Below are 26,976 nucleotides of genomic sequence, written 5' to 3' on the forward strand. Positions count from 1 at the left end.
TATTGGTTTCGGGCTTTTTGTTTTTGTTGAGTGCCCTCGTCATGAAGCTTTTCCTTCATGACCCTCCCAATCGGGAGCCAAGAGCAAACGGATTGCTTTGGTCGCTGTGTTGCAGTGATCTTGCGATCCAACCAGTTCAGGCTCTGTCTTAGGACAGTTTTTGTTGTTCTCGGCCTGGTCGTGGGGCACGCCCCAAATACAACGCCTCTCCAAAAGAATCAGTTAGCTGCGCCTCTCGCCGTCTTGTTTTTATTGTGCGTGAGTCGATTCGTCTTATTTTTATTGTCTTATGCATTGCTTGTTATTGTTCTTGTACCAAACATATAGCAGGGTGCGTGCCAACTTTTGCGAACCCCAGTAAAACAAGGGGTTACACCCTCGTGGCCGGTTTTTCGAGGTCAAAAAAAACCGGGGCTTCGTTACCGTAAGCCCCGGCTTCTGTTACGCGAAAAGCCTGCGGTAACAGTTTTTTCACAAAGTCATGTTTTACTGGTGCACCCTTCAGGTGACGTTCAGCTCTCGCTGGCCACCCCGGTCTTGCGCCGCGGAATGCCCAGGCGCTGACGGCGCTCCCACAGGCATTTGCGACTGACCCCCAGTTTGCGCGCCAGCTCGGTCTCGGTCATGTGGTCCTGATGCTCAAGAACGAAGTGCTGGAAGTAGTCCTCCAGCGACAGGTCCTCGGTCGGCTCATGGCTGCTGCTGGCAGCGCCATTGCCCTGTTGCGGCGCCAGGCCGATGAACTCGTCGTCTTCAAGATCGCCCAGTTCGATGTCGATGCCCAGCAGCTCGGCGGAAATCTCCGGGCTCTCGCTTAGGATGACCGCGCGTTCGACTGCGTTTTCCAGCTCGCGCACGTTACCCGGCCACGAATAGTGACGGATGGCCTGCTCCGCGTCAGGGGCAAACTTCAGGTCGGTGCGGTTGATGCGCGCACTTTGGCGTGCCAGGAACGCATTGGCGATTTCGTTGACGTCGGCGCCGCGTTCGCGCAATGCCGGCAGTTTCAGCGCAATCACGTGCAGGCGGTAGTACAAGTCCTCACGGAACTGGCCGATTTTCGCCAGGCTCTTGAGGTCGCGGTGGGTCGCGGCGATCAGGCGCACGTCGACCTTCTGCGACTGCACGGAGCCGACCCGGCGTATCTCGCCTTCCTGCAACACGCGCAGCAGACGAGCCTGGGCCTCGAGTGGCAATTCACCGATTTCGTCAAGGAACAGCGTGCCGCCATCCGCAGCTTCCACCAGGCCGGCACGCCCGGCACTGGCACCGGTAAAGGCGCCTTTCTCGTGGCCGAACAGTTCGGATTCGATCAGGCTTTCAGGAATCGCTGCACAGTTCACCGAGATCATCGGTGCCTTGGCGCGCCTGGACAAGTTGTGCAGGGCACGCGCCACCAATTCCTTGCCGGTGCCGGACTCGCCCTGGATCAGCACATTGGAGTCGGTCGGTGCGACTTTGCGAATCTTGCCGTAGAGGTCCTGCATCGGTGGGCAGGAGCCAATGATGCCGATTTCGCCATTGCTGCTGTCGGTGCCCGGTTTGGCCGCACCATTGGCAGCTTTGCCCGCTACTGTTTCGCCGCCGGCCGGTGCCGATTGCCGGTCACGCAGGATGCGTGCAACGGCCTGGAGCATTTCATCGTGGTCGAAGGGTTTGGCGATGTAGTCCACCGCGCCCATCTTCATCGAGTCGACCGCCGAACGCAGGCTGGCGTAGCTGGTCATGATCAGCACCGGAGTGCCTTGGCCAAGCTTGATCAGTTCAGTCCCCGGCGCGCCCGGAAGGCGCAGGTCACTGACGATCAGGTCGAACGTGGGAATAGTGAAGCGTTCTTGTGCTTCCTGCACTGAACCGGCTTCGCTGACCTGGTACTGGTTACGTTCCAGCAGGCGGCGCAAGGCGGAGCGGATAATGGTTTCGTCTTCGACGATCAAAATGTGCGGCATTGATTCGATACTCTCGACGGTCTCAGTTCACAGCGGACGTCGCTTCGACATGACGCGGCAAAGTGACCCTGATACGGGTGCCGCGTTGGCTTTGAACATCAGCCGGGCTGTCGATGGTGATTTGTCCATAATGCTCTTCAACGATGGAATAGACCAGTGCAAGGCCCAGACCGGTGCCTTCGCCAGGGTCCTTGGTGGTGAAGAAAGGCTCGAACAGTCGGTCCATGATGTTCTTGGGTATGCCACTGCCTTCGTCTTCGACGATCAGGTCGACCGTGTGTTCGTAGGCTTCGCTCTTGACCCGCACCGCGCTGCCCGGAGGCGAGGCGTCACGGGCGTTTGAGAGCAAATTGATGAGGACCTGGGCGAGTCGTTGCGGATCGCCTTCGACCCAGTGCTCGGGATCGCACAGGTTGTAGAACTGCACCTCGAAATTGCGTCGGTTCAGCGCCAGCAGGCCGATGGCATCCTGGGCCACCTCGGCCAGACAGACGGCTTCATCGTTGTGCTGATGGCTCCCGGCATGGGCGAAGCTCATCAATGACTGGACGATGCGCGACACGCGTTTGGTCTGCTCGATGATCTGGCCGCTGATTTCCTTGAGCTCGCCATCTTCCTCACGCTCTTCGCGCAGATTCTGAGCCAGGCAGGCAATGCCGGTAATCGGGTTGCCGATCTCATGGGCCACGCCCGCTGCGAGACGGCCGATGCTGGCCAGACGCTCGGAGTGCACCAGTTTGTCTTCGAGCATCTGGGTTTCGGTCAGGTCTTCGACCAGCAGTACCAGCCCGCTGTTGCCCGGCGCGAGTGGTTCATCGATGGCCGCCTTGTGCAGGTTGAGCCAGCGGGTCTGGCCATCGAGAGCCAGGTGCTGCTTGTGCAAGTGCTCGTCCGGCACGTTGATGAAACCTTGCAGCAGGCCCTTCCACGGTTCGGTAATGGTGCTCAGGCGCGAACCGACCACGCGTTGCGCGGCGATGCCGGTGAGCTCCTCCATGGCCTTGTTCCACATGAGGATTTCCTGGTCCTTGGCCAGGGAGCAAACGCCCATGGGCAATTCCTGCAGGGTCTGGCGGTGGTAGCGGCGCAGGGCGTCGAGTTCGGCGGCCAGGCCGGTCAGGCGCGAGTGATAATCCTCAAGGCGACTTTCGATGAAATGAATGTCTTCGGTGACGTAGTTTTCGCCGCCAGCCTTGTACGGCAGGAAGGTTTCGACCATGTCTTGTGCCACGCTCGGCCCCATCAGGCCGGAGAGGTTGGCTTCGATCCGGTCCCGCAAGCGGCGCAGGGCATAAGGCCGGCGTTCGTCGAACGGCAGATAGAGATCGCGCAGGGCCTGTTCGACTTCTTTCTGTGCCGCCTTGGCACCCAGGGGCTTGGCCAGTTGCGTGGCGAATTCCTGGGGCGAGGCGGCATGCAGTTCCCGGCGTTGCGGGCGACGCACGTTGTCGACCGCGCAGGCTTCGGCGGCGCTGGCCTCTTCGGTGCTGGCGTTGGTGAACAGTGAAATCAGGGTGAACATCAGCACGTTGGCGGCCAGCGATGCGATGGCCGCCATGTGCCAACTGGTGTCGTCCAGCACGTAGATCATGTTCAGCAGCGGAATGTAGAAACCCTGAAGGTTGCCCACCAGGGGTAACAGCATGGTGATCAGCCACACCAATATCCCCGCCAGCAGGCCGGCGATGAAGCCGCGACGGTTGGCGGTTGGCCAGTACAGGACCGACAACACGCCAGGCAGGAACTGCAGGGTGGCGACGAACGCGACGATGCCCAGGTTTGCAAGGTCCTGCTCGGCCCCCAGCAGCAGGTAGAAACCGTAGCCGGCCATGATGATCGCGACGATCAAGGCGCGGCGGGTCCACTTCAGCCAGCGATAGATGTTGCCTTCGGCAGGGGGCTGGTAAAGCGGCAGCACCAGGTGGTTCAGGGCCATCCCGGACAGGGCCAGGGTGGTGACGATGATCAGACCGCTGGCGGCCGACAACCCTCCGACATAGGCCAGCAGCGCCAGGGCCGGACTGTTGGCGGCGATGCCGATGCCCAAGGTGAAGAATTCAGGATTGGTGGTGGCACCCAGTTTCAGTCCAGCCCAGAGAATCAGCGGCACCGCCAGACTCATCAACAGCAGGAACAGCGGCAAGCCCCAGCTCGCGCTGACCAGCGAGCGCGGGTTGAGGTTTTCGGTAAAGGTCATGTGGTACATGTGCGGCATCACGATCGCCGACGCGAAGAACACCAGCAACAACGTGCGCCACGGGCCTTCCTGCAAGGGCGTGTGCAGGGCGGCGAGGGCGGTCTGGTTTTGCAGCAACCAAAGCTCAAGCTGTTGGGGGCCGTCGAATACACCATAAAGGGCATACAGGCCGACACCGCCAATGGCGATCAGCTTGATCACCGACTCAAAGGCAATCGCAAACACCAGGCCCTCATGCTTCTCGCGAGTGGCGATGTGTCGTGAGCCGAAGAAAATCGTGAACAGGGTAATCAATGCGCAGAAGCTCAGCGCCACGCGATGCTGTACCGGTTCGCCGGTGAGAATGCTGATGGAGTCGGCCACCGCTTGAATCTGCAGGGCCAGCAACGGCAGCACGCCGATCAACATGAAGATGGTGGTCAGCGCGCCCGCCCAGGTACTGCGAAAGCGGAACGCGAACAGATCGGCCAGTGACGATAACTGATAGGTGCGGGTGATTTTCAGGATTGGGTACAGCAACACCGGCGCCAGCAGGAATGCACCGGAAACCCCGAGGTAACTCGACAGAAAGCCATAGCCATACTGGTAGGCCAGGCCAACCGTGCCGTAAAACGCCCATGCACTGGCGTAGACCCCCAGCGACAGGGTGTACGTCAGCGGGTGGCGAATGATCGCCCGGGGGATCATGCCCCGTTCGCTGACCCAGGCCACGCCGAACAGCACTGCCAGGTAGGCGGCGCTGATCAGGATCATCTGGGTCAGGCTAAAGCTCATCGGCATCTTTTTGGCTCTGCAGGATGAAGGTCACGACGATCAGGATCAGCCAGAGCAGATAAGGGCGATACCAGGCGCCTGTGGCGTCGATCCACCAATCCATGATGGCTGGGGAGAACAGATAGATCCCCACTACCAGGAGCAGGACCAAGCGATAGATGTACATCCCGGCCTCTCTTTTTTATGCGCGTGCCCGAAAACGTGCGGCGATGGTAACGGATGGGTGAGCCACTGCAAGCCTGATCACTGTAGTTGCGCTTCGGGCAGGTTGAGTGTGCGCGGGATCTTCGATGCATCCCAGTGGGCGATGCCGCAGTCCAACACTTCCCGGGGCGTGCCGTAGGTCAGTTCGGTCCCGGGATTTTGCCCGAGTGCCCGCAGTGCCCGCAGCAATAAGGGTGTTGCCTGATCTTTGGTCAGTGGCGGCGAGCGGTAGGACTTGCCGAGCTTGTTGCCGTCAGGCTGGGTGATCAGAGGAATGTGCAGATAACGAGGCTGCCGCAGACCGAGCAGTTCCTGCAGGTACAACTGGCGCGGGGTAGAGTCCAGCAGGTCGGCGCCGCGAACGATATCGGTGATGCCCTGCCAGGCGTCATCGAGCACCACCGCCAATTGATAGGCGTACAGGCCATCGCGGCGACGGATCACGAAGTCACCAACCTCCCGGCCCAAGTGCTGGCGGTACTCACCCTGCACGCGGTCGATGAAGTGATATTCGAGCTCGGGGACGCGCAGGCGGATGGCTGCGCCTTCAGGACTGTGACCGACATTGCGGCACAGCCCGGGATAAATGCCGTGATAGGGCTCAAGCTGTTTGCGCGAGCAGGTGCAGGCGTACGCCAGGCCGTGATTGAACAACTGATCGAGCATGTTGGCGTACGCGTCGTGGCGCTCGCTCTGGCGGACCAGTTCGCCATCCCACTCGAAACCGTAGCTTTCCAGGGCGTGGAGAATGGCTGCCTGCGCGCCGGGCTCTTCCCGCGGCGGATCGAGATCTTCCATGCGCATCAGCCAACGCCCACCCACTGCACGGGCGTCGAGGTACGAAGCCAGCGCGGCGACCAGCGAACCGAAATGCAGATGTCCGCTTGGCGTGGGGGCGAAGCGTCCGATGTAGGAAGATTTCATAAGCGCGATATCAATTTCAGCGTGCACCAATCCCTGTAGGAGCGAGCTTGATCGCGATGCGGTCTGACATGACACATCGCATCGCATCGCGAGCAAGCTCGCTCCTACAGGGGCGGGTAAATATCAGAAACAAAAACGGAGCGTTCGCACGCTCCGTTCTTCATTCAAATCGCCATTACTTGCCGACTTGTTTTTCCTTGATTTCCGCAAGGGTCTTGCAGTCAACACACATGTCGGCGGTAGGGCGGGCTTCCAGACGCTTGACGCCAATCTCGACGCCGCAGGATTCGCACCAGCCGTACTCTTCGTCTTCGATCAGTTGCAGAGTCTTGTCGATCTTCTTGATCAGCTTGCGCTCGCGGTCGCGGGCGCGCAGTTCGAGGGCAAACTCTTCTTCCTGGCTGGCACGGTCTGCCGGGTCCGGGAAGTTGGCTGCTTCGTCCTTCATGTGATCAACCGTGCGGTCGACTTCCTGCATCAAGTCCTGTTTCCACTTGTTCAGGACCTTGGTGAAGTGAGCGCGCATGGGCTTGCCCATGTATTCCTCACCCTTGGTTTGAACGTAAGGTTCGAAACCGCTGATTGGCTGTTGCTTTGCTTGGGTGGACATGAAATAGACCGCCTCTACTCTTGTAATCCATCTGCGCAGGATTGCTCCATCACCGGCACCTGCCGGCCCTGCGGCTGCAAGCGGGCGAACTTAACAGATCAAGTCGGACCGCGCTACTCCCGGATGTCGAGGTCACGGCCCGGTGGGGCTTGCAAATGATTGCAAAGCCTTGTCTGCTGGCGATGGAGGCCTGATCAAGTAATGATTTTAGTCAAACCTGGCGCACGCGTATGAGTCGTTTGTGGCCAGGGGTACCAGGTGTCTGACCGCTTTTGGTTCTCGCTCGTTCCCGCGCTTGGGTAGAATCGGTTTTTTCCCCTTTTGTTGAAGGAAGGCTAATGGCCCAGTCCTACAGTGCCCGCAGTCGCGCGATCGAACCGTTCCATGTCATGGCGCTGCTGGCGCGGGCCAATGAACTGCAAGCGGCCGGCTTTGATGTGATTCATCTGGAAATCGGCGAGCCGGATTTCACCACCGCCGAGCCGATCATCCAGGCCGGCCAAGCGGCGTTGTCGGCAGGGAAGACCCGTTACACTGCCGCCCGCGGCATTCCAGAACTGCGCGAGGCCATTTCGGGTTTCTATCAGCAGCGTTATGGTTTGGGTATCGATCCGCGGCGCATCCTCATTACCCCCGGCGGCTCCGGCGCGTTGCTGCTGGCCAGTGCCTTGCTGGTGGATCCGGGCAAACACTGGCTACTGGCGGATCCGGGCTACCCGTGCAACCGGCATTTTCTGCGACTGGTCGAAGGTGCGGCGCAGCTTGTCCCTGTGGGGCCCGAGGTGCGATATCAACTGACGCCGGATCTCGTCGAGCGTCATTGGGACAAAGACAGCGTCGGTGCTCTGGTGGCCTCGCCCGCCAACCCGACGGGTACGATCCTGAGCCGCGACGACCTGGCCGGGTTATCCGATGCAATCAAGGCACGTCACGGTCATCTGGTGGTGGACGAGATCTACCACGGCCTGACTTACGGCACCGATGCCGCCAGCGTCCTGGAAGTCGACGACGACGCCTTTGTGTTGAATAGTTTTTCCAAGTATTTCGGCATGACCGGTTGGCGGCTGGGCTGGCTGGTGGCACCGGAGGCAGCGGTAGGTGAGCTGGAGAAACTGGCCCAGAACCTCTACATCAGTGCCCCAAGCGTGGCCCAGCATGCGGCTTTGGCCTGTTTCGAACCGGCGACTATTAATATTCTTGAAGAACGCCGCGCCGAATTTGGCCGACGTCGGGACTTCCTGTTGCCGGCCCTGCGTGAGCTGGGATTCAATATTGCCGTGGAGCCTGAAGGCGCCTTCTATTTGTACGCCGATATCAGCCAGTTCGGCGGTGATGCCTTCGCGTTCTGTAAACATTTCCTTGAAACCGAGCATGTTGCAATTACGCCTGGTCTCGATTTCGGGCGCTACCAGTCCAGCCATCACGTTCGGTTTGCCTACACCCAGAGTCTGCCGCGCCTACAGGAAGCGGTTGAGCGCATCGCTCGCGGCTTGCGGAGCTGGCAAGGCTGATGCGTTTTCACCCGCCCCTCGAAGAAGGTCGCCTGATCCGGCGCTACAAGCGGTTTCTCGCCGATATCGAGACCGTTGACGGCGAGTTCCTCACCCTACATTGCCCGAATACCGGCTCGATGCTTAATTGCCAGGTTGAAGGCGGTCAAGTGTGGTTCAGTCGCTCAAACGACCCGAAGCGCAAATTGACGGGCACTTGGGAAATCGGTGAAACCCCACAAGGACGGCTGTTTTGCGTAAATACCGGACGTGCCAATGGTTTGGTCGAGGAGGCGCTGCGTGGCGGCGTCATCACCGAGCTGGCTGGTTTTACCGAGCTCAAGCGTGAAGTGGCTTACGGACAGGAACGAAGTCGCATCGATTTTCGTCTCGACTACCCGAGTGGCCCCGCCTATGTGGAGGTCAAAAGCGTGACACTGGGCTTCGACGGATCATCCGTTGCGGCGTTTCCCGATGCGGTGACCCAGCGGGGTGCCAAGCATTTGCGTGAGCTGGCGCATCTGGCCAGGGACGGCATCCGCGCTGTGCAATTGTACTGCGTGTGCCTGAACGATATCGACGCCGTGCGCCCAGCGGACGAAATCGATGCGGCCTACGCGTCGGCATTGCGAGAAGCAGTAGCGTGTGGAGTCGAGGTGCTGGCGTACGGTGTGCGCTTGAGCCATGAAGAAATGCGGGTTGAGCGGCGACTGGACGTGTTGCTCGGTCGTTAGACGCTGATCCAGATACCCTGGTCGTCTTCGCGGCAATCAATGCCGGTGAGAAATTGTCCGGCGCAGGGGCCGGCCACGCATTCGCCGTCCTCAATCAGGAACAATGCGCCATGGGTGGCGCACTGGATCAGGGTGTTACTCGGGTCGAGAAATTGGTCGGGCGTCCATTCCAGCCCTACGCCACGGTGCGGGCAGCGGTTGAGATAAACATGGACCAGGCCGTTGCGACGCACGGCGAACAGCTTCCGCCCCTCGACGTCGAAACCGCGGCTGCTGGAATCGGCCAGCTCAGTGCCGGCGCAGAGAAACTTCATGACTCTCCTCAACGCCGACGGCTCGTGACTGGATATGTCCGAGCTTGACGTTCAAATGCAAACAATTATCAAATGGCCGACTTGTCCGTGGGACAAAGGTGCACGGAGCCGAGGATACTTGGCCTGACATCTCAATGTCTGGGAAAACCTTTCAAAGGAAGTCGTTTATGCGTCTGAGTACCCGCGTTGTTGCGCTTTGCGTCGGACTTTTCGCCAGCCATCACGCCATGGCGGCCGAGTTGCCACAACGTTGGGTCAGTGCCGGAGGCGCCCTGTCGGAATGGGTCTGTGAACTGGGGGGCGAATCGAAACTGGTCGGAGTCGACACCACCAGCCAGCACCCACCATCTCTCAAGGCGTTACCGAGCATCGGCTATCAACGGCAGCTGTCGGCGGAAGGTGTCTTGAGCCTGCGCCCACACATTCTGGTGGGCACCGAGGAAATGGGGCCGCCGCCGGTGCTGTCGCAGATTCGTACTGCCGGGGTAAAAGTCGAACTGTTTTCCGCCCAGCCTGATCTGCCAACGCTTCAAGGCAATCTGCAGCACCTGGGCAAGTTGCTGGGGGCTGAAGACAAGGCTGCGCAGGTGTATCAGGACTATCAACAGCAACTGGACCAGCAGAAAGTCCGCGTCACCAAGGCGCAGTTGACGCAATCGTCGCCTGGGGTGCTGTTATTGGTGGGGCATGCGGGTGGCAAACCCCTGATCGCCGGCAAGGACACCGCGGCCGACTGGCTGATCCAGAAAGCCGGCGGGCATAATCTGGCGACCCACGCCGGTTACAAACCTTTTTCCAACGAATCCCTGATCAGCCTGGACCCCGAAGTATTGGTCTTCGCTGACCGTGCCCTGACTGGCGAAGCGGCGCGTGCCGCGTTGTTCAAGGAAAATCCGATCCTGTCCTCAACCCGTGCCGCTAAAGATGGGCGGGTCATGGAACTTGATCCGACCCTTCTGGTGGGTGGACTCGGCCCTCGATTGCCCGCTGCCTTGAAAAACATCAGTGATCTGTTCTACCCCGGCACTGCCACTCCATGACCGTACTCGTAAAACCACGGACTTTGTTCATTGGCCTGGGTGTCCTGTGCGTGCTGGCGATCTGGCTGTCTCTGGCGCTGGGGCCAGTCAGCCTGCCGTTGTTCGATACCCTGCGCGCGACGTTGCGCATGCTCGGTTTGCCGATTGCCGCCGATGGGCTGGAACAGGCTGAACTGATCCTGGGCCAGATTCGCCTACCGCGTACCTTGCTCGGGTTGGCGGTGGGCGGCGTATTGGCGCTGTCGGGTGTGGCGATGCAAGGCCTGTTTCGCAATCCGCTGGCTGATCCGGGCCTGGTTGGCGTTTCCAGCGGCGCGGCCTTGGGTGCGGCGATCGCGATTGTCGGCGGCTCGGCTTTTGGGGGATTGCCTGAATCCGCCGGGCCGTATTTGTTGTCGCTGTGCGCGTTTCTCGGTGGTCTTGGCGTGACCGCGCTGGTGTACCGACTGGGCCGGCGAAATGGGCAGACCCATGTCGCGATCATGCTGCTGGCCGGTATCGCCTTGACCGCACTGGCCGGTTCCGCCGTTGGGCTGTTTACCTATCTGGCGGATGACGCGACCTTGCGCACGCTGACGTTCTGGAACCTGGGTAGCCTCAATGGCGCCAGTTATTCGCGACTTTGGCCATTGTTGCTGATCAGTGTCGGCGTGGCGTTGTGGCTGCCGCGCCGGGCCAGAGCGCTGAATGCATTGTTGCTCGGCGAGTCGGAGGCCGGTCACCTGGGCATCGATGTCGAAGGACTCAAGCGCGAGCTGGTGTTTTGTACGGCGCTGGGGGTTGGGGCAGCGGTAGCGGCGGCGGGAATGATCGGCTTCGTCGGGTTGGTCGTGCCGCATCTGGTGCGCTTGCTGGCTGGCCCGGATCATCGTGTCCTGTTGCCGGCTTCGGTGCTGGCGGGGGCGAGCCTGCTCCTCTTGGCCGATCTGGTGGCGCGCCTGGCGTTGGCGCCGGCCGAGCTGCCGATCGGAATTGTTACGGCGTTCATTGGTGCGCCGTTCTTTCTGTATCTGTTACTGCGGGGGCGTGCCTGATGTTGCGAACGCAAAATCTGCACATCCATAGGGGGCACCAACGGGTCCTGACGGACATCACGCTTGAGCTCAAGCCCGGTGAAGTACTCGGCGTGCTGGGGCCGAACGGAGCCGGTAAAAGTACGCTGCTGAGTGCCTTGGCAGGTGAGTTGCACGCGGATCAACCCAGCGTGTGGCTCGACGATCGCGAGTTGCGCGAATGGACGGGCGCCCGCCGTGCGCAGCGCCTGGCTGTATTGCCGCAGGTATCGACCCTGGATTTCGCGTTTCGCGTGGAGGAAGTGGTCGGTATGGGGCGCTTGCCGCATCAGAGCGGGCGACTCCGGGACGACGAAATCGTCGCGGCCGCCTTGCAGGCCGCCGACGCCAGGCATTTGATGGGGCGCAGTTATCTGGCATTGTCCGGTGGCGAGCGTCAGCGGGTGCACCTGGCCCGTGTGCTGGCTCAACTCTGGCCCGGCGAAGTTGGGCAGACCCTGCTGCTGGACGAGCCGACCTCGATGCTCGATCCGCTGCACCAGCACACGACCCTGCAGGCGGTGCGCGAATTCGCTGACCGCGGTGCGGCGGTCATGGTGATCCTGCATGATCTGAACCTGGCGGCGCGTTACTGTGACCGCCTGTTGTTACTCGAAGGCGGGCGTCCGGTGGCGCTCGATACACCTGAACAGGTGCTGCGCCCAGGACCGCTCAAGTCCGTATTCGGTCTGGACGTATTGGTTCAACAGCATCCGGAGCGCGGGCATCCGTTGATCATCGCCCGCTGAAACCACAGGGTGAGCGCATGCGTATCTGGGTAATTCTGGCGGGGCTGTTGCTGAGTGCCTGCCAACACGTTTCAGCACCGCCGCAGGTTGTCGGCGAGATTCGCGACTTGCGCACTGGCCGAGTGCTGAGCGCGCAAGAGCTTGTGTCGCAGTTGGCCAAATCGGCGCGATTGATCGTGGGTGAACAGCACGACAACCGTGATCATCATGAACTGCAGCGATGGTTGTTGCAGTCAATGGGAGATCAGCGACCCCAAGGCAGCCTGTTGCTGGAGATGCTCACGCCGGATCAGCAGGCCCGTGTCGATGATCTGCGCCAGGCCCCGACTTTGCCGGCAGACTTGCCCGGTGCCTTGGCCTGGCAGGCAGGTTGGGACTGGAACCTGTACGGGCCAATCGTCAGTTTCGCCCTGACCCAACCTTATCCGTTGCTGGCTGCCAATCTGGACACCAACGAGGTCCGTGCTATCTATGCCAAGCCGCCGGTCCTGAGTGGATCGCGCACGAATGCCGAAACGGTCAGGGCGCAGTTGCTGGCGCAAGTCAGCGAATCCCATTGCGGCCTGCTGCCTGAATCACAAATGCCGGCCATGCTCGCCGTGCAGCAACAGCGCGACCGCCGCATGGCGCAGCGCCTGATCGCGGCACCCGCTCCAGCGTTGTTATTGGCGGGGGCTTACCACGCACGCAAGGATGTTGGGGTGCCGATCCATGTCCTGGATTTGGGCCCGGCCCAGGCACCGACGGTTTTGATGTTGGCTGAGCAGGGCAATGAGGTGACGGCGGCAATGGCCGATTACGTTTGGTACACACCCGTCACGCAGGCACCGGATTATTGCGCGCAGATGCGTGAGCAGTTCGGCAAATAGCGCGGCTTTTTCTCAGGCAAAAAAAGACCCGGCAAGAGCCGGGTCAAATAACCGTGATTAGCCTGATGAGGAGATATCTGAGAGTCCGAACCAAGGGCTTTTCAAATATCGACCAGTCTCGCGACCAGTTGTGATAATCATATCGATTCTCATTACCGAGTCAACAACTGATTCTGCATTTATTTGAAAATTGTTGTTCCAGCGATGCGAGGCCGCGTAGTCATTGGCGTCAGGGCGAATTTTTCATCGTGCTCAGATGTGTAACCTGTTTATTCAACGAGCCAATTCTGCGCGCCATGGTCTCGATCAGGCTGTGGGCGATCTTCGGATTGCTGCGGGTGAGGCTCAAAAACTGATCCTTGGGGATCAACATGACCGTGCTGGGTTCGCTGGCAATCACGCTCGCGTTGCGTTTCTCGCCGGTGAACACCGCCATGGCGCCGAAAATCTCGTCCCTGGGGATGTCGCCCACCTTGTGTCCGTCGACGAAGGCTTCGGCGTGTCCTTCAATAATGACGAAAACATGATCCGCCTCATCGCCCTGATTGATCAGCAGGTCGCCACGCGCCACGCGCTGAAAACCGTTGGTGCTGCGAAACTCCGGTTGTTTGAGGCGCGCGACGGCGTCGGACAGCAGCGCGTTCTGCCCGGCCATGTACTGCACGAACAGTTCCGAGCGTTGTGAGTCAGCGTAAATATGTCGGAACACTTCGCTACGCAAATAGGGTATCAGCGCGATCGGGCTGTCGGTGCGCAAGCGGCAGCGCGGCAGATCGACCTCCTGGCGCAAGCCGACTAGATCACCTTCATGAAGGTAAAACAGTGGGCGTTCGTCGATGCATCCGTACAGCAAACCATTTTTCAAGACAAACAACTGATCGCCCGGCAAGTCGGCCGCCAGGTCCTCGACTGCGCGGAATTCCAGCACCGGACCGCACGGGGTCAAATGCTCCAGCAGGCGTGTCGGGATATTCTGCAGGCGGTTGATCAGTGCGTCGGCGTAAGCCGGTTGTTCCCCAAGCAAATACATGGCGGCAGGGCTCGTTCAGTTCTTGTGGCGTGACGAAATAGCATCCAGCTGCTTATTCAGGGCTTCCTTGCGCTCTGCGGGAATGTCGTTCCAGTGCACATCCATCAGAGCTCCCTCAATCGCGTACAGCAACACTTTCGATGCCCGGAACCCGCGCGTGCGCACGGCCCGATAGGCATCCACAGCGCCAAGGCGGCGCAAATCCGAGGCGCTATGGATACCCACGGCATGCAGCCACTGCGCCGACGTCTTGCCAAGATTCTTCAGATGCTGCAGTTCATCATTCATCAAGCCTCCTTGCGACGGCCGAACGGTGCGTGGGCGAGCTTCTGAGGAGTGTAGCCATCAGTAGGAAAAGCGTGATTGTTTGGTCGGTTTTGGAGCAATTGCTTCTAAGAAGCATGCGGGGGAGGGGACGTAGACGGATGAAATCGCGTCGGGAAGGCAGGAAGTAGTCAGTTGGCAGTCGGCGAGACACCTTCAGTCCAGCGCAACGCGGCGCCGGACTGACCCGTCATTTTCAGCGCGAGCGATAACGCAGGCGTGTGCCGAAATTCATCGACATCAGAATCTCGTCGGCGCTCAGCTCGGGCGGGAAGTACGCACCGGAAATTTGGGCGTGAGCCAGGCTTGCACCCTCCAGGTTCGAGCGTGTGAAGTCGATACCGCGCAGGTCGGCGGAACGGAAATAGGCATTGCTGAAGTCGACGCCTTCGGCATTCAACTCCCGCAGGTCCAGGCCACGGAAGTCACCCCCGACCATGTCGATAGGTCCGTCTTTGGGGCGTTCGTTGTTGAAACCCCTGATGTCGTCTTTGTGCAGCAAAGCATAGAGCGGAGTGTCGAGTAGTTTGGGCTGGCTCATGTCAGGTCACCTGTTGGTTTTATGACGCCAGTATAGTGCCACCACGTTACAGTCGTGAAGCCGTGGAAGGCTTCACGACTGAAATACTCCTTACAGGCCTGGCAGGCGTTGACGGATTTGTGCAACAACGGTGTCCAGGGTTCCGCTTTCATTGGTCTGGACGCGTTTGCTGCACAGAATCTCGGCAGGCGTCAGCGCTTCACGATTGGCCTGTTGAGCGGCGATTACGGCCAGGTTGGCGTCGGAAGGATCGTTCTTGTCTGCCTGACGCATCGCCAGCCAGCTTTCGATCACGGCTTGTGGCGCGTTGCAGTCAAGGATCAGGAACGGCGCGCCAGTGGCTTCGGCGATCTGCGCGGCGCCATCACGCTGATCACGCTTGAGGTAGGTGGCATCGATCACTACCGGGAAGCCGGCGCGCAGGATCTGGGTGGCAATTTCATGCAGGCGGGCGTAGGTCGCGACGCTGGAATCGTCGCTATAGATACCGGCTCGAGGATCGTTCTTGACCGTTTGCTCACCGAACAGGCGCTTGCGCTCCACGTCGGAACGCAGCCGGATTGCCCCCAGAGCCTCGACCAGGCGCATGGCCACATGGCTTTTGCCGACAGCGGAAACGCCGTGGGTAATGGCCATGAAACGCGAAGGGATGGTGCTGTAGCTTTCGGCCAGGTTGGCGTAGTTGCGGTATTGGCGCAGGGTCGTGGCGCGTTGCACCGCATCGGCTTCGGCCGGCATGCTGAACAGGCTGACCTTGGCGCGAACCAGCGCGCGATAGGCCTTGTAGAAATTCAACACTTCCAGGCCCTGGTAGTCGCCGGTCAACTCCAGGTACTGGCTGACGAAACGACGGGCCAGGCACTTCAAGCCACGGTCTTCAAGGTCCATCGCCAGGAAGCCGGTGTCGGCATACACGTCGGTGAAGCGAAACGGTTCGTTGAATTCGATGCAGTCGAAAATCACGACCTTGCCGTCGATGACAGTGGCGTTGCCAAGGTGGATATCACCGTGGCATTCACGGATGAACCCCTCGGCTTTGCGTTGGGCAAACAGCGGCTGGAGGCGATCGAAACTGCTTTCGGCCCAAGCTTGAAGCGCGTCGAGTTGCAGCAGGTCGGCCTTGTCGCTGAGGAATGGGCGGATCTGTTCGAAGTTCTGCCGCACGGGTGCCATGACGCTGTCGGGAGTGCCGGCTTCATGTTCGGCTGGCACTTTCGGTGCGTTAAGGTGGAACTGGGCGATCTGCGCGGCCATCTCGTCGATATGGGCGGTGGTCAGTTCACCGTTGGCTTGCAGGGTGCTGAGCAACTGGCTCTGCGGGAACTGGCGCATCTTGAGCGCGAAGTCGAGCGCGGGACCATCACCCCCCAGTTGTGGCGCGTCGATGCTGCCGGTGATTGGCAATACTTCCAGATACAAATCATCGGTCAGGCGCTGGTTCAGGCGCAGTTCTTCGCCGCAGAAATGCTCACGGGCATCCAGGCTGGTGAAGTCCAGAAAACCGAAATTCACCGGCTTTTTCACTTTATAGGCGAAGGGGCCCGTGAGAATGACCCAGGAGATATGGGTCTCGATGACCTGGAACCCGTCTACCGGATGTGGGTAAAGGGCCGGGTTTTGCAGGGCGGCGATCAGGGACTGGCTCACAGGCTTTCCTTCAGAGTCTGGGGAATTTATTGGCCGCCATTATGTCCACAAGTCCGCCCGACGCAAACCTCGGTGCGCTCCTGTTGACTATGAATAAACTGCGTATAATCCGGCGCCATGACTCGTACTCGATCTCCCCGAACCCCTAAAAAACCACCTTCCCGGGGCTTGCGCCCCTGGCTGGGCTGGGCCATTAAACTCAGTCTGGTCAGCCTTGTGCTCCTCGCCGGATTCGCCGTTTACCTCGATGCCATCGTCCAGGAGAAGTTCTCCGGCAAGCGCTGGACGATCCCGGCGAAGGTGTACGCCCGTCCGCTTGAGCTGTTTACCGGCCAGAAGTTGAGTAAAGAAGACTTCCTGACGGAACTCGATGCCCTGGGCTATCGCCGCGAAAGCGTCAGCAATGGCCCCGGTGCCGCCTCTGTCAGTGGCAACACCGTTGACCTGAACACGCGGGGGTTCCAGTTCTATGAAGGCTTGGAAAAGCCGCAACCGGTGCGCGTGCGTTTCTCCGGCGACTACGTGGCGGAACTCTCGGCGACCAACGGTTCGAAACTGTCTGTGGTGCGCCTGGAACCGCTACTGATCGGCGGCATCTACCCGAAAAATCTTGAAGACCGCATCCTGATCAAACTCGATCAGGTACCGCCGTACCTGCTCGAAACCCTGGTTGCCGTGGAAGACCGTGATTTCTACAGCCACTGGGGCGTATCGCCCAAATCGATTGCCCGTGCCGTCTGGGTCAATACCTCCGGCGGCAAAATGACCCAGGGTGGTAGTACGCTGACGCAACAGTTGGTGAAGAATTTCTACCTGACCAGCGAGCGCAGCCTGACTCGTAAACTCACCGAAGCCATGATGGCGATGTTGCTGGAACTGCACTACGACAAGCGCGAAATCCTTGAGGCTTACCTCAACGAAGTGTTCGTCGGTCAGGATGGGCAGCGTGCGGTGCACGGTTTCGGTCTGGCCAGTCAGTTCTTCTTCGGGCAGCCATTGTCCGAACTCAAACTGCATCAGGTGGCCATGTTGGTGGGTATGGTCAAGGGGCCTTCCTACTACAACCCGCGTCGCAATCCCGAGCGCGCACTGGAGCGTCGCAACCTGGTGCTCGATGTGCTTGAGCAACAGGGCGTCGCCACGGCGGAGCAAGTCGCGGCGGCGAAGAAAATGCCGTTGGGCGTGACCACTCGCGGCAAGCTGGCCGACAGCTCGTTCCCAGGCTTTATCGACCTGGTCAAACGTCAGTTGCGTGAAGACTACCGCGACGAAGACTTGACTGAAGAAGGCCTGCGGATCTTCACCAGTTTCGATCCGATTCTGCAGATGAAAGCCGAAGCCTCGGTCAACGACACCTTCAAACGGCTGGCGGGGCGCAAAGGTTCTGATGATGTCGAAGCGGCGATGGTGGTGACCAACCCGGAAACCGGGGAAGTCCAGGCCATGATCGGCAGTCGCCAGGCGAGTTTCGCCGGCTTCAACCGGGCGCTGGATGCGGTACGACCGATTGGTTCGCTGATCAAGCCGGCGGTTTATCTGACCGCCCTGGAAAAACCGAGCCAGTACTCCTTGACCAGTTGGCTGTCGGACGAATCGTTTTCGGTCAAAGGTGCTGACGGGCAAGTCTGGAAGCCGCAGAACTATGATCGCCGCTCCCATGGCACGGTTTTCCTGTATCAAGGCCTGGCGCATTCCTACAACCTGTCGACCGCACGTCTCGGGTTGGCGGTGGGCGTGCCCAACGTCCTGAAAACGGTGGCCCGACTGGGTGTGAGCCGGGAATTCCCGGCGTTCCCGTCGATGTTGCTGGGGGCCGGTGGCATGACCCCGATCGAGGTCGCCACCATGTACCAGACGCTCGCCAACGGTGGTTTCAATACGCCAATGCGCGGGATTCGCAGCGTACTGACGGCTGAGGGCGAGCCGCTCAAGCGTTATCCTTTCCAGATTCAACAGCGTTTCGATCCGGCATCCATTTACCTGATCCAGAACGCCATGCAGCGAGTGATGCGCGAAGGTACGGGCAGTTCGGTGTACAACGTGTTGCCGAAAACCCTGACACTGGCAGGCAAGACCGGGACCAGTAACGATTCGCGAGACAGTTGGTTCGCAGGCTTCAGCCAGGACTTGCTGGCGGTGGTCTGGCTGGGACGCGATGATAACGGCAAGACTCCGTTTACCGGTGCCACCGGCGCGCTGCAGGTTTGGACCAGTTTCATGCGCAAAGCCGACCCGCTGCCGCTGGACATGCCGCAACCGGACAACGTCGTTCAGGCCTGGGTTGACTCGCGAACCGGGCAGGGCTCCGATGCCAATTGCCCAGGTGCCGTGCAGATGCCGTATATTCGCGGCAGCGAACCGCCTCCCGGCGCCGCCTGTGGTGGCGAACCTGCTTCCGGCGAAACGGTGATGGATTGGGTCAAGGGCTGGATGAATTAAGCAATGAGGGTTTGAAGTGAACAAGTGGTTGATTCCGGCGATGACCGCCGTGGCTTTGCTCAGCGGTTGTTCCAGCGTACAGCGTGGCTCCATTCCCGTAGTGGATTCGGGCAGTGCCGTATCCAACAGCGAGCGGGTTTCGGCCAATGGGGGTTTCCGGCAGACGACGGTACAGCGTCCGGTGCAGTCTCAGAGCCAGGCCATCCCGCAGGGTGATACCGGTGTCGTGGTCATGGTGCCGGGCGGCGGCGCCGTTTCGTCCGCGCCGATCAGCACTTCGCCGATCACGCCAGGCCCTTCGAGCTCGGGCCCGATTACCCCTGGCCCAATCGACACTTCGTCGGCGCCGATCAACCAGGGCAGCTACAGCATGCCGTCGACCCCGAGCGGCATTCCCTCCGCGAGCGCCGGTGGCCTGTCGGCCGACGAGCAATTGGACGGTCCGGTATTGGCGCTGTTGACCACCGCTCAACAGCAACAGGCTGGCGGCGACCTGAATGGCGCGTCTTCCAGCCTGGAGCGGGCCCAGCGCGTTGCGCCCCGTGAGCCGCAAGTGCTTTATCGCCTGGCGCAGGTGCGCATGGCCCAAGGCGATGCAGCGCAAGCTGAACAGTTTGCCCGTCGTGGCCTGACATTCGCCAATGGGCGTCCGGCGCTTCAGGCCAGCCTGTGGGATTTGATTGCTCAGGCGCGTGAGAAGCAAGGTGACTCTTCTGGCGCGGCACTGGCTCGTCAGAAGGCCAAGGTCTCTTCGTGATGGACGTGCGTTTTCCAAAAATTGCCGAACACTTGCTGCTGATCGAGCGCGAACTGAGGGTTCAGGGCTGGTGGGACGATGTCTCGCCTTCTGCTGAGGCGTTGTCCAGTGTCGAGCCCTTTTCGGTCGATACACTGGACTTCGAACAGTGGCTGCAATGGATCTTCCTGCCCCGCATGAAAATGATCCTGGAGCAGGATTTGCCGCTACCCAATGCTTCTGGCATTCAGGAAATGGCCGAGATGGTCTTCGCCTCTCGCAATGTCCAGGGGCGGGACCGGCAGTTGCAGAAACTGCTCAAAGAGTTCGACCTGCTGATCACCGCCACCCGCTAAAGATAGCTGTATCTGTAGGAGCGAGCATGTCGAACCGTCGCGATGGACGTCAACGATAACGCTGGGCAGCCTGGCACTCCGCGGGGTCTGATCCATCATCGCGACGGTTCGACGCCTCGACATGCTCGCTCCTACAGGTTCAACGTATCACTGGCAATTCTCTTCAATCTGCCGCTGCGTCTCGGCCGTGCGCTCCTGACGTTGCTCCTCGCTCAGGCGGCGCAATTCCCCATCGACATCTTCCCGTAATCTCGGATTGTTCTTGAGTTGAGCCAGGTTCGTCCGGGCTTGCTCGCAGAACACCTTCAGTTGAGCCTGCTGCTCGGCGACCTGGCTCTTGACCGACTTGTCGATGGCCTGTTGATCGCCAATGGTGTTGCTGCGTGGCGGCGCGGTCGGAGTGCCCGACGAGGAAGAGGGCGTGACCACGGTTTCCGCTTGGCGGCCTTGCGGCGGTTGTGCGTCAAAGTGGGTGACGCCTTGTTCATCGACCCATTTGTAAATCTGCGCGGCCATGACCGATGGGCCGAGGCCCATCAGCAGGGCGGCGGTCAGGAAAAACGTTCGCATGCCATTTCCTTGTCTCGGGTTGCGCAATTGAAGCTAACACAGTTGCTGTTTAGCGGTTTTTTCTTGCTTTCTCATGTGCTTACTTCAATAAAGCACATAGACGACTTGACTTGCAGGGGACGAAACAGAAGAATCCAAAGTCCGCTGTAGAGGGACTGCCAGAAGCAGACCCACTCAGCAGATCATGAGGCGCACATCCGCGTCGACCTGTTACACCCGCAACGCGTTACCTCGCGCTGGGTGGGAAAAGCCCGCAACACTTGGGACGATCCCAATACTTGCTCAGTCAGTGCTGACGTAGTCGGCGACCACCGTCGCTCATGCTCTGCCGAGAAGTAAACCTATTAAGACCCGTCCCATGCTGACATGGACGGTATTCTGGCGTTTTAGAGGTGAACAACGTGGAGCTTTTATCTGGCGGTGAGATGCTCGTCCGCTTTTTGCGTGACGAAGGCGTCAAATATATCTACGGGTACCCGGGCGGTGCTCTTCTTCATGTCTACGATGCCCTGTTCAAAGAACCGGAAGTGACCCACATCCTGGTTCGTCACGAACAAGCGGCGACCCATATGGCTGACGGCTATGCCCGTGCCACCGGTAAAGCCGGCGTCGTACTGGTGACGTCCGGCCCGGGCGCGACCAACGCCATCACCGGTATCGCCACGGCTTACATGGACTCCATTCCAATGGTGGTCATTTCCGGCCAGGTGCCGAGCACCATGGTAGGTACCGACGCGTTCCAGGAAACCGACATGATCGGTATCTCCCGGCCGATCGTGAAGCACAGCTTCATGATCAAACACGCCTCGGAAATTCCGGAAGTCATGAAGAAAGCGTTCTACCTGGCGCAATCCGGTCGTCCTGGTCCCGTCGTTGTCGATATCCCGAAAGACATGACCAACCCGGCCGAGAAGTTCGAATACATCTTCCCGAAAAAAGCCAAGCTGCGTTCCTACAGTCCGGCTGTTCGTGGCCATTCCGGGCAAATCCGCAAGGCAGCCGAAATGCTCCTGGCGGCCAAGCGTCCGGTCATGTACGCCGGCGGTGGCGTGATTCTCGGTGGTGGCTCCGCGCAGCTGACCGAGTTGGCGAAGATGCTCAACCTGCCAGTGACCAATACGCTGATGGGGCTCGGTGCCTACCCTGGTACCGACCGCCAGTTCATCGGCATGCTGGGCATGCACGGCAGCTACACCGCCAACCTCGCGATGCACCATGCCGACGTGATCCTGGCTGTAGGCGCGCGTTTCGACGATCGCGTGATCAATGGCGCGTCCAAGTTCTGCCCGAATGCCAAGATCATTCACATCGACATCGATCCGGCTTCGATTTCAAAGACCATCAAGGCCGACGTACCTATCGTCGGTCCGGTCGAGAGCGTCCTGACCGAAATGGTCGCGATCCTCAAGGAAATCGGCGAAACCCCGAACAAGGAGTCCGTTGCCAGTTGGTGGAAGCAGGTTGATGAGTGGCGCGGTGACCGTGGCTTGTTCCCGTATGACAAGGGCGACGGTAGCCTGATCAAGCCGCAGACCGTGATCGAAACCCTGTGCGAGGTGACCAAGGGCGATGCTTTTGTCGCCTCCGACGTCGGTCAGCATCAGATGTTCGCGGCGCAGTACTACAAGTTCAACAAGCCTAACCGCTGGATCAACTCCGGCGGCCTGGGCACCATGGGCTTCGGTTTCCCGGCGGCCATGGGCATCAAGTTGAGCTTCCCTGACTCCGACGTCGTCTGTGTGACAGGCGAGGGCAGTATCCAGATGAACATCCAGGAACTGTCCACCTGTCTGCAATATGGCCTGCCGGTCAAGATTGTCATCCTCAACAACGGCGTTCTGGGTATGGTTCGCCAGTGGCAGGACATGAGCTATGGCAGCCGTCACTCGCATTCGTACATGGAATCGCTGCCTGACTTCGTCAAGCTGGCCGAAGCCTATGGTCACGTTGGCGTACGCATCACCGAGTCGAAAGACCTGAAGTCGAAGATGGAAGAAGCGTTCGCCATGAAGGATCGCCTGGTGATCATCGACGTTTCGGTCGACACCAGCGAGCACGTCTACCCGATGCAGATCAAAGACGGCTCGATGCGCGATATGTGGCTGAGCAAGACGGAGCGTACTTAATCATGCGGCACATTATTTCCTTGCTTCTGGAAAACGAACCTGGCGCTCTGTCTCGTGTGGTTGGCCTGTTCTCGCAACGCAACTACAACATCGAAAGCCTGACCGTGGCTCCGACCGAAGACCCGACCCTGTCGCGTCTGACGCTGACCACAGTCGGTCACGATGAGATCATCGAGCAGATCACCAAAAACCTGAACAAGCTGGTCGAAGTGGTCAAGCTGGTGGACCTGTCGGAAAGTGCTCACATCGAGCGCGAACTGATGCTGGTCAAGGTCAAGGCCACCGGTGCCCAGCGCGCCGAGATCAAACGCACTACCGATATTTACCGTGGGCAGATCGTCGATGTCAGCGCTAGCGTGTATACCGTTCAATTGACCGGTACCAGCGACAAGCTCGACAGCTTCATCCAGTCCATCGGCACCGCCTCGATCCTGGAGACCGTCCGTAGTGGCGTCACCGGCATCGCGCGCGGCGACAAAGTACTCAGCATCTAAACCAAATTAGCGAATGGCCTGAACGGCCTGGATATATAGGGGAAATTCATGAAAGTTTTCTACGATAAAGACTGCGACCTGTCGATCATCCAGGGCAAGAAAGTTGCCATCATCGGTTACGGTTCCCAGGGCCACGCCCAGGCGTGCAACCTGAAAGATTCCGGCGTAGACGTTACCGTTGGCCTGCGTAAAGGTTCGGCTACCGTTGCCAAGGCAGAAGCCCACGGCCTGAAAGTGACTGACGTTGCTTCGGCTGTTGCTGCTGCCGACCTGGTCATGATCCTGACCCCGGACGAGTTCCAGTCCTCGCTGTACAAGAATGAAATCGAGCCGAACATCAAGAAGGGCGCCACCCTGGCCTTCTCCCACGGCTTCGCGATCCACTACAACCAGGTCGTGCCACGCGCCGACCTCGACGTGATCATGATCGCGCCGAAAGCACCAGGCCACACCGTACGTTCCGAGTTCGTGAAAGGCGGCGGTATCCCTGACCTGATCGCGATCTACCAGGACGCCTCGGGCAACGCCAAGAACGTTGCACTGTCCTACGCTGCTGGCGTTGGTGGCGGTCGTACCGGCATCATCGAAACCACTTTCAAGGACGAAACCGAAACCGACCTGTTCGGCGAGCAAGCCGTACTGTGCGGCGGTACCGTTGAACTGGTCAAAGCCGGTTTCGAAACCCTGGTTGAAGCTGGCTACGCGCCGGAAATGGCCTACTTCGAATGCCTGCACGAACTGAAACTGATCGTTGACCTCATGTACGAAGGCGGTATCGCCAACATGAACTACTCGATCTCCAACAACGCCGAGTACGGCGAGTACGTGACCGGGCCGGAAGTGATCAACGCCGAATCCCGTCAGGCCATGCGCAACGCCCTGAAACGTATTCAGGACGGCGAATACGCCAAGATGTTCATCAGCGAAGGCGCTACCGGCTATCCTTCGATGACCGCCAAGCGTCGCAACAACGCCGCTCACGGTATCGAAGTCATCGGCGAGCAACTGCGCTCCATGATGCCGTGGATCGGTGCCAACAAGATCGTCGACAAAGCCAAAAACTAAGTCGGCTACTTGTGCGAAAAAACGCGGCTTAGGCCGCGTTTTTTCGTTTGAGGGGGACGGTTCTGGTATAAAGCTGCTTCGTTTGCGGCCGAACCGTCGTCCCAGACACCTGTCGAAACTTTCCACCCCGTTGCAAGGTAATCTCCATGAGCGAACGTCCCGAAGAGCCAAACCAGGCTAGCGACGCCGAAAGCCTGCTGCCCATCGATGAACACGTCGAAGAAGGGCATGACGCCGAAGGCCGTAAAGTCAGGCATCGTGGTATCTATCTTCTGCCGAATCTTTTCACCACGGCGAACCTGTTCGCCGGGTTTTACTCGATCATCAGCTCGATGAGTGCGCAGAGCGCCCTGAGTGCTGGCGACGCAGCCGGTGCCAGCAAATATTTCGCATTCGCCGCCATCGCGATTTTCGTGGCCATGGTGCTCGATGGCCTTGATGGTCGCGTGGCCCGCATGACCAACACCCAAAGTGCCTTCGGTGCCGAGTACGACTCGCTGTCGGACATGGTCGCCTTCGGTGTCGCGCCTGCCTTGCTGGCGTTCGGCTGGGCCTTGGGCGATATGGGCAAGGTCGGTTGGATGGTTGCCTTCATCTATGTCGCGGGTGCAGCTTTGCGCCTGGCGCGTTTCAACACCCAGGTCGGCACCGCCGACAAACGCTACTTCATCGGCCTTGCCAGTCCGGCAGCTGCGGGAGTGGTAGCCGGCATTGTCTGGGCTTTCAGCGATTACGGTATCCAGGGTTCCAAGATGTCGTTCCTGGTGGCGTTGTTGGTTGCCGCTGCCGGCATGCTGATGGTCAGCAATATCAAATACAACAGCTTCAAGGAACTGGATCTGAAGGGGCGCGTGCCGTTCGTGGCCATCCTTGCGGTCGTCCTTGTCTTTGCAGTCGTGTTCAGTGATCCGCCCCGCATCCTGCTGCTGGTGTTCCTCGCTTATGCAGCGTCAGGGCCGGTGCAATATCTGTTACGCCTTCGCCGGAACAAAAGCGTGTAATTTCCTCCATACTCCGCAGTCTATTGGTGCGTCTGTTCTCCAATGCTGCGGAGTTACCATGCTGATCAAAGTCCCCAAGGCGTCCGACTGTCATGAATCGGACGTTACGCCTCAATCTCTTTATCTATCCCGTCGAAGTGTCCTGGGGGCTGCGGCTGCCGGTCTGGCTGTGAGCAGTCTGCCGCGTTGGACCAGCGCTGCCGATGCCGCTCGATACCCGGATGTCGAACCCGGCAAGGCGCCTGCCTGGTTTGCCGAGAAGCTTGCTTCCACACAATGGGGGGCAGTCAACGTCAAGGATGAGGCGATCACGCCGTTCAAGGACGCTACCCACTACAACAACTTCTATGAGTTCGGTGCCGATAAGGGCGATCCGGCTGCGAACGCGGGTGCGTTGAAGACCGAGCCCTGGAGTGTGGTCGTGGACGGGGAGGTGGGCAAGCCGGGGCGATATGCGCTGGAAGACTTCATGAAGCCTTACCAATTGGAGGAGCGTATCTATCGTCTGCGCTGTGTGGAAGCCTGGTCGATGGTCATTCCGTGGCTGGGTTTCCCTATCTCGGCATTGCTCAAACAGGTCGAACCGACTTCGAAGGCAAAATTCATTCGCTTCGAAACGCTGCAGGACCCCAAGACGATGCCGGGGCAGCGTTCGGGTTTTGCCTTGATTGACTGGCCTTATATAGAAGGGTTGCGCCTCGATGAGGCGATGAACCCTTTGGCTATTCTTGCGGTAGGCATGTATGGGCGCGAGCTGCCCAATCAAAACGGCGCGCCTCTACGTTTGGTAGTGCCGTGGAAGTACGGTTTCAAGAGCATCAAGTCCATCGTGCGAATCAGCCTGGTCAGTGAGCAACCGAAAACCACCTGGCAAAGCATCGCCGCAGATGAATATGGTTTTTACGCCAACGTGAATCCTACGGTCGACCATCCCCGCTGGACCCAGGCGCGGGAGCGGCGACTGCCAAGTGGATTGTTCAAGCCCAATGTGCGCGAGACGCAAATGTTCAATGGTTACGCGGATGAAGTTGCATCGTTATATACAGGGCTCGACCTGCGGAAAAACTACTGATGCGATTGTGGCGATTGGCTGTCTTTATAGTGGCGGCTATCTGGCCGCTGCTTTGGCTCTATCAGGCGTGGGCTGATTTGCTTGGGCCTGATCCTGGCAAAGTGTTGGTTGATCGGCTTGGGCTTGGAACGCTGATCTTGCTGCTGATCACCTTGAGCATGACGCCGTTGCAAAAGCTGACCGGTTGGGCGGGGTGGGTGGCTGTGCGGCGGCAGTTGGGGTTGTGGTGTTTCGCCTATGTGGTGCTGCACATGTGTGGCTACATGACGTTCATTCTTGGATTTGACTGGTCTCAACTGGGCGTCGAATTACGCAAGCGGCCCTACATTATTGTTGGGGCGCTGGGGTTCCTTGGTTTGCTGGCGTTGGCGGTGACGTCAAATCGCTATAGTCAGCGACGCCTGGGGTCTCGTTGGAAGAAGTTGCATCGTTTGGCCTATGTCGTGCTCGGACTGAGTTTGCTGCATATGTTGTGGATCGTGCGGGCCGATCTTAAGGAGTGGGCGGTGTATGCCGTTATAGGCGCGCTGCTATTGGTGCTGCGTCTGCCTTCTGTAGCCCGCCGTATCCCGCGTTTCAGGGCGGGAAAGTCATCTTCTGCAAGAAAAGCATAAAAAGGTGTTGACGGCAGATTTCAGAAGTCTATAATTCGCCCCACTTCCGGCGCAG

The 26,976-nt window shown here is 59.4% G+C and carries 26 protein-coding genes; 15 read left to right on the forward strand and 11 right to left on the reverse strand.

The window, feature by feature from the left end; translation table 11 throughout:
- Positions 1 to 512: 512 nt before the first annotated feature.
- The 5 genes from AB4N33_RS25870 to dksA all read right to left on the reverse strand — a co-directional run bounded on the left by AB4N33_RS25870 (position 513) and on the right by dksA (position 6,658).
- Entirely contained in the window at positions 513 to 1,949 is a 1,437-nt protein-coding gene (locus AB4N33_RS25870) for a sigma-54-dependent transcriptional regulator (protein ID WP_476458518.1), read from the reverse strand.
- Between the two features lie 22 nt (positions 1,950 to 1,971).
- Entirely contained in the window at positions 1,972 to 4,926 is a 2,955-nt protein-coding gene (locus tag AB4N33_RS25875; protein ID WP_460120827.1) for a sensor histidine kinase, read from the reverse strand.
- A complete protein-coding gene (locus tag AB4N33_RS25880; protein WP_003176118.1) occupies positions 4,910 to 5,086 on the reverse strand; it encodes a hypothetical protein in 177 nt (58 codons plus the stop codon). Before AB4N33_RS25880 ends, AB4N33_RS25875 begins: the two co-directional genes overlap by 17 nt.
- 77 nt (positions 5,087 to 5,163) lie before the next feature.
- On the reverse strand, positions 5,164 to 6,048 hold the full coding sequence (gene gluQRS / locus AB4N33_RS25885; RefSeq protein ID WP_476458519.1) for a tRNA glutamyl-Q(34) synthetase GluQRS: 885 nt from the start codon (positions 6,046 to 6,048) through the stop codon (positions 5,164 to 5,166).
- Positions 6,049 to 6,223: 175 nt separating this feature from the next.
- On the reverse strand, positions 6,224 to 6,658 hold the full coding sequence (dksA, locus tag AB4N33_RS25890) for an RNA polymerase-binding protein DksA (RefSeq protein ID WP_460120830.1): 435 nt from the start codon (positions 6,656 to 6,658) through the stop codon (positions 6,224 to 6,226).
- A 338-nt stretch (positions 6,659 to 6,996) separates the two neighbouring features.
- Here dksA and AB4N33_RS25895 point away from each other — a divergent pair, with 338 nt between their 5' ends.
- Both AB4N33_RS25895 and sfsA read left to right on the forward strand, forming a co-directional pair.
- Positions 6,997 to 8,169, forward strand: coding sequence for a pyridoxal phosphate-dependent aminotransferase (locus AB4N33_RS25895; protein ID WP_460120832.1), 1,173 nt, complete (start codon positions 6,997 to 6,999; stop codon positions 8,167 to 8,169).
- Positions 8,169 to 8,882 carry a DNA/RNA nuclease SfsA gene (gene sfsA / locus AB4N33_RS25900; protein WP_460120833.1) on the forward strand — a complete coding sequence of 238 codons (714 nt, stop codon included), beginning with the start codon at positions 8,169 to 8,171 and terminating at the stop codon, positions 8,880 to 8,882. The genes AB4N33_RS25895 and sfsA overlap by 1 nt, the downstream gene beginning before the upstream one ends.
- Here the strand turns inward: sfsA and AB4N33_RS25905 are convergent.
- On the reverse strand, positions 8,879 to 9,196 hold the full coding sequence (locus AB4N33_RS25905; protein WP_460120835.1) for a Rieske (2Fe-2S) protein: 318 nt from the start codon (positions 9,194 to 9,196) through the stop codon (positions 8,879 to 8,881). The genes sfsA and AB4N33_RS25905 overlap by 4 nt on opposite strands.
- A gap of 167 nt (positions 9,197 to 9,363) precedes the next feature.
- Here AB4N33_RS25905 and AB4N33_RS25910 point away from each other — a divergent pair, with 167 nt between their 5' ends.
- From AB4N33_RS25910 to AB4N33_RS25925, 4 genes are read left to right on the forward strand one after another with little or no spacing between them, the layout of a single operon-like run.
- A complete protein-coding gene (locus AB4N33_RS25910; RefSeq protein ID WP_460140893.1) occupies positions 9,364 to 10,236 on the forward strand; it encodes a heme/hemin ABC transporter substrate-binding protein in 873 nt (290 codons plus the stop codon).
- A 50-nt stretch (positions 10,237 to 10,286) separates the two neighbouring features.
- Positions 10,287 to 11,270: a FecCD family ABC transporter permease gene (locus AB4N33_RS25915; RefSeq protein WP_460126893.1), complete on the forward strand. Its 984-nt coding sequence runs from the start codon at positions 10,287 to 10,289 to the stop codon at positions 11,268 to 11,270.
- Entirely contained in the window at positions 11,270 to 12,037 is a 768-nt protein-coding gene (locus AB4N33_RS25920; RefSeq protein ID WP_476458520.1) for a heme ABC transporter ATP-binding protein, read from the forward strand. The genes AB4N33_RS25915 and AB4N33_RS25920 overlap by 1 nt, the downstream gene beginning before the upstream one ends.
- A gap of 17 nt (positions 12,038 to 12,054) precedes the next feature.
- A complete protein-coding gene (locus AB4N33_RS25925) occupies positions 12,055 to 12,906 on the forward strand; it encodes a ChaN family lipoprotein (protein ID WP_476458521.1) in 852 nt (283 codons plus the stop codon).
- 229 nt (positions 12,907 to 13,135) lie between these two features.
- Here AB4N33_RS25925 and AB4N33_RS25930 read toward each other — a convergent pair whose 3' ends face one another.
- From AB4N33_RS25930 to AB4N33_RS25945, 4 genes are all read right to left on the reverse strand, one after another.
- Positions 13,136 to 13,936: a Crp/Fnr family transcriptional regulator gene (locus tag AB4N33_RS25930; RefSeq protein ID WP_476458522.1), complete on the reverse strand. Its 801-nt coding sequence runs from the start codon at positions 13,934 to 13,936 to the stop codon at positions 13,136 to 13,138.
- Between the two features lie 15 nt (positions 13,937 to 13,951).
- On the reverse strand, positions 13,952 to 14,224 hold the full coding sequence (locus AB4N33_RS25935; RefSeq protein WP_009050884.1) for a TfoX/Sxy family protein: 273 nt from the start codon (positions 14,222 to 14,224) through the stop codon (positions 13,952 to 13,954).
- Positions 14,225 to 14,456: 232 nt separating this feature from the next.
- Complete coding sequence (locus tag AB4N33_RS25940; protein ID WP_476458523.1) at positions 14,457 to 14,801, reverse strand: pentapeptide repeat-containing protein; 345 nt, start codon at positions 14,799 to 14,801, stop codon at positions 14,457 to 14,459.
- Positions 14,802 to 14,891: 90 nt separating this feature from the next.
- Positions 14,892 to 16,448, reverse strand: a complete 1,557-nt coding sequence (locus AB4N33_RS25945) for a bifunctional aminoglycoside phosphotransferase/ATP-binding protein (RefSeq protein WP_476458524.1) — start codon at positions 16,446 to 16,448, stop codon at positions 14,892 to 14,894.
- Between the two features lie 117 nt (positions 16,449 to 16,565).
- On the opposite strand from AB4N33_RS25945, the gene mrcB reads away from it, so the two are divergent.
- From mrcB to AB4N33_RS25960, 3 genes are read left to right on the forward strand one after another with little or no spacing between them, the layout of a single operon-like run.
- Positions 16,566 to 18,887, forward strand: coding sequence for a penicillin-binding protein 1B (mrcB, locus tag AB4N33_RS25950; RefSeq protein ID WP_476458525.1), 2,322 nt, complete (start codon positions 16,566 to 16,568; stop codon positions 18,885 to 18,887).
- A gap of 16 nt (positions 18,888 to 18,903) precedes the next feature.
- Positions 18,904 to 19,644: a tetratricopeptide repeat protein gene (locus tag AB4N33_RS25955; RefSeq protein WP_476458526.1), complete on the forward strand. Its 741-nt coding sequence runs from the start codon at positions 18,904 to 18,906 to the stop codon at positions 19,642 to 19,644.
- Complete coding sequence (locus AB4N33_RS25960) at positions 19,644 to 19,979, forward strand: YqcC family protein (RefSeq protein ID WP_476458527.1); 336 nt, start codon at positions 19,644 to 19,646, stop codon at positions 19,977 to 19,979. Before AB4N33_RS25955 ends, AB4N33_RS25960 begins: the two co-directional genes overlap by 1 nt.
- Positions 19,980 to 20,126: 147 nt before the next feature.
- Here the strand turns inward: AB4N33_RS25960 and AB4N33_RS25965 are convergent, their stop codons facing one another.
- Positions 20,127 to 20,549: a DUF4124 domain-containing protein gene (locus AB4N33_RS25965; RefSeq protein ID WP_460120851.1), complete on the reverse strand. Its 423-nt coding sequence runs from the start codon at positions 20,547 to 20,549 to the stop codon at positions 20,127 to 20,129.
- Positions 20,550 to 20,950: 401 nt separating this feature from the next.
- On the opposite strand from AB4N33_RS25965, the gene AB4N33_RS25970 reads away from it, so the two are divergent.
- The 6 genes from AB4N33_RS25970 (at position 20,951) to msrQ (ending at position 26,921) form a co-directional block, all read left to right on the forward strand.
- Complete coding sequence (locus AB4N33_RS25970; RefSeq protein WP_460120854.1) at positions 20,951 to 22,675, forward strand: acetolactate synthase 3 large subunit; 1,725 nt, start codon at positions 20,951 to 20,953, stop codon at positions 22,673 to 22,675.
- Positions 22,676 to 22,677: 2 nt separating this feature from the next.
- Positions 22,678 to 23,169 (forward strand): acetolactate synthase small subunit, encoded by a 492-nt coding sequence (gene ilvN / locus AB4N33_RS25975; protein WP_040064172.1) that lies wholly within the window; start codon positions 22,678 to 22,680, stop codon positions 23,167 to 23,169.
- Positions 23,170 to 23,217: 48 nt separating this feature from the next.
- Positions 23,218 to 24,234: a ketol-acid reductoisomerase gene (ilvC, locus tag AB4N33_RS25980; RefSeq protein ID WP_007909969.1), complete on the forward strand. Its 1,017-nt coding sequence runs from the start codon at positions 23,218 to 23,220 to the stop codon at positions 24,232 to 24,234.
- A gap of 146 nt (positions 24,235 to 24,380) precedes the next feature.
- Positions 24,381 to 25,235 (forward strand): CDP-diacylglycerol--serine O-phosphatidyltransferase, encoded by an 855-nt coding sequence (gene pssA / locus AB4N33_RS25985; RefSeq protein WP_460120856.1) that lies wholly within the window; start codon positions 24,381 to 24,383, stop codon positions 25,233 to 25,235.
- Between the two features lie 58 nt (positions 25,236 to 25,293).
- Complete coding sequence (gene msrP, locus AB4N33_RS25990; protein ID WP_476458528.1) at positions 25,294 to 26,307, forward strand: protein-methionine-sulfoxide reductase catalytic subunit MsrP; 1,014 nt, start codon at positions 25,294 to 25,296, stop codon at positions 26,305 to 26,307.
- Entirely contained in the window at positions 26,307 to 26,921 is a 615-nt protein-coding gene (gene msrQ, locus AB4N33_RS25995; protein WP_476458529.1) for a protein-methionine-sulfoxide reductase heme-binding subunit MsrQ, read from the forward strand. The genes msrP and msrQ overlap by 1 nt, the downstream gene beginning before the upstream one ends.
- Positions 26,922 to 26,976: the final 55 nt, after the last annotated feature.

This window comes from Pseudomonas sp. S1_E05 (assembly GCF_056337105.1).

Bases quoted from the DNA above. Each gene is read 5' to 3' on its own strand.
- gluQRS (WP_476458519.1), bottom strand. From the start codon at position 6,048: ATGAAATCTTCCTACATCGGACGCTTCGCCCCCACGCCAAGCGGACAT.
- ilvC (WP_007909969.1), top strand. From the start codon at position 23,218: ATGAAAGTTTTCTACGATAAAGACTGCGACCTGTCGATCATCCAGGGC.
- msrQ (WP_476458529.1), top strand. From the start codon at position 26,307: ATGCGATTGTGGCGATTGGCTGTCTTTATAGTGGCGGCTATCTGGCCG.
- AB4N33_RS25940 (WP_476458523.1), bottom strand. From the start codon at position 14,801: ATGAGCCAGCCCAAACTACTCGACACTCCGCTCTATGCTTTGCTGCAC.
- mrcB (WP_476458525.1), top strand. From the start codon at position 16,566: ATGACTCGTACTCGATCTCCCCGAACCCCTAAAAAACCACCTTCCCGG.
- AB4N33_RS25935 (WP_009050884.1), bottom strand. From the start codon at position 14,224: ATGAATGATGAACTGCAGCATCTGAAGAATCTTGGCAAGACGTCGGCG.
- AB4N33_RS25875 (WP_460120827.1), bottom strand. From the start codon at position 4,926: ATGCCGATGAGCTTTAGCCTGACCCAGATGATCCTGATCAGCGCCGCC.
- AB4N33_RS25895 (WP_460120832.1), top strand. From the start codon at position 6,997: ATGGCCCAGTCCTACAGTGCCCGCAGTCGCGCGATCGAACCGTTCCAT.
- AB4N33_RS25960 (WP_476458527.1), top strand. From the start codon at position 19,644: ATGGACGTGCGTTTTCCAAAAATTGCCGAACACTTGCTGCTGATCGAG.
- ilvN (WP_040064172.1), top strand. From the start codon at position 22,678: ATGCGGCACATTATTTCCTTGCTTCTGGAAAACGAACCTGGCGCTCTG.
- AB4N33_RS25930 (WP_476458522.1), bottom strand. From the start codon at position 13,936: ATGTATTTGCTTGGGGAACAACCGGCTTACGCCGACGCACTGATCAAC.
- AB4N33_RS25910 (WP_460140893.1), top strand. From the start codon at position 9,364: ATGCGTCTGAGTACCCGCGTTGTTGCGCTTTGCGTCGGACTTTTCGCC.
- msrP (WP_476458528.1), top strand. From the start codon at position 25,294: ATGCTGATCAAAGTCCCCAAGGCGTCCGACTGTCATGAATCGGACGTT.
- sfsA (WP_460120833.1), top strand. From the start codon at position 8,169: ATGCGTTTTCACCCGCCCCTCGAAGAAGGTCGCCTGATCCGGCGCTAC.
- AB4N33_RS25925 (WP_476458521.1), top strand. From the start codon at position 12,055: ATGCGTATCTGGGTAATTCTGGCGGGGCTGTTGCTGAGTGCCTGCCAA.
- pssA (WP_460120856.1), top strand. From the start codon at position 24,381: ATGAGCGAACGTCCCGAAGAGCCAAACCAGGCTAGCGACGCCGAAAGC.
- AB4N33_RS25880 (WP_003176118.1), bottom strand. From the start codon at position 5,086: ATGTACATCTATCGCTTGGTCCTGCTCCTGGTAGTGGGGATCTATCTG.
- AB4N33_RS25920 (WP_476458520.1), top strand. From the start codon at position 11,270: ATGTTGCGAACGCAAAATCTGCACATCCATAGGGGGCACCAACGGGTC.
- AB4N33_RS25870 (WP_476458518.1), bottom strand. From the start codon at position 1,949: ATGCCGCACATTTTGATCGTCGAAGACGAAACCATTATCCGCTCCGCC.
- AB4N33_RS25965 (WP_460120851.1), bottom strand. From the start codon at position 20,549: ATGCGAACGTTTTTCCTGACCGCCGCCCTGCTGATGGGCCTCGGCCCA.
- dksA (WP_460120830.1), bottom strand. From the start codon at position 6,658: ATGTCCACCCAAGCAAAGCAACAGCCAATCAGCGGTTTCGAACCTTAC.
- AB4N33_RS25905 (WP_460120835.1), bottom strand. From the start codon at position 9,196: ATGAAGTTTCTCTGCGCCGGCACTGAGCTGGCCGATTCCAGCAGCCGC.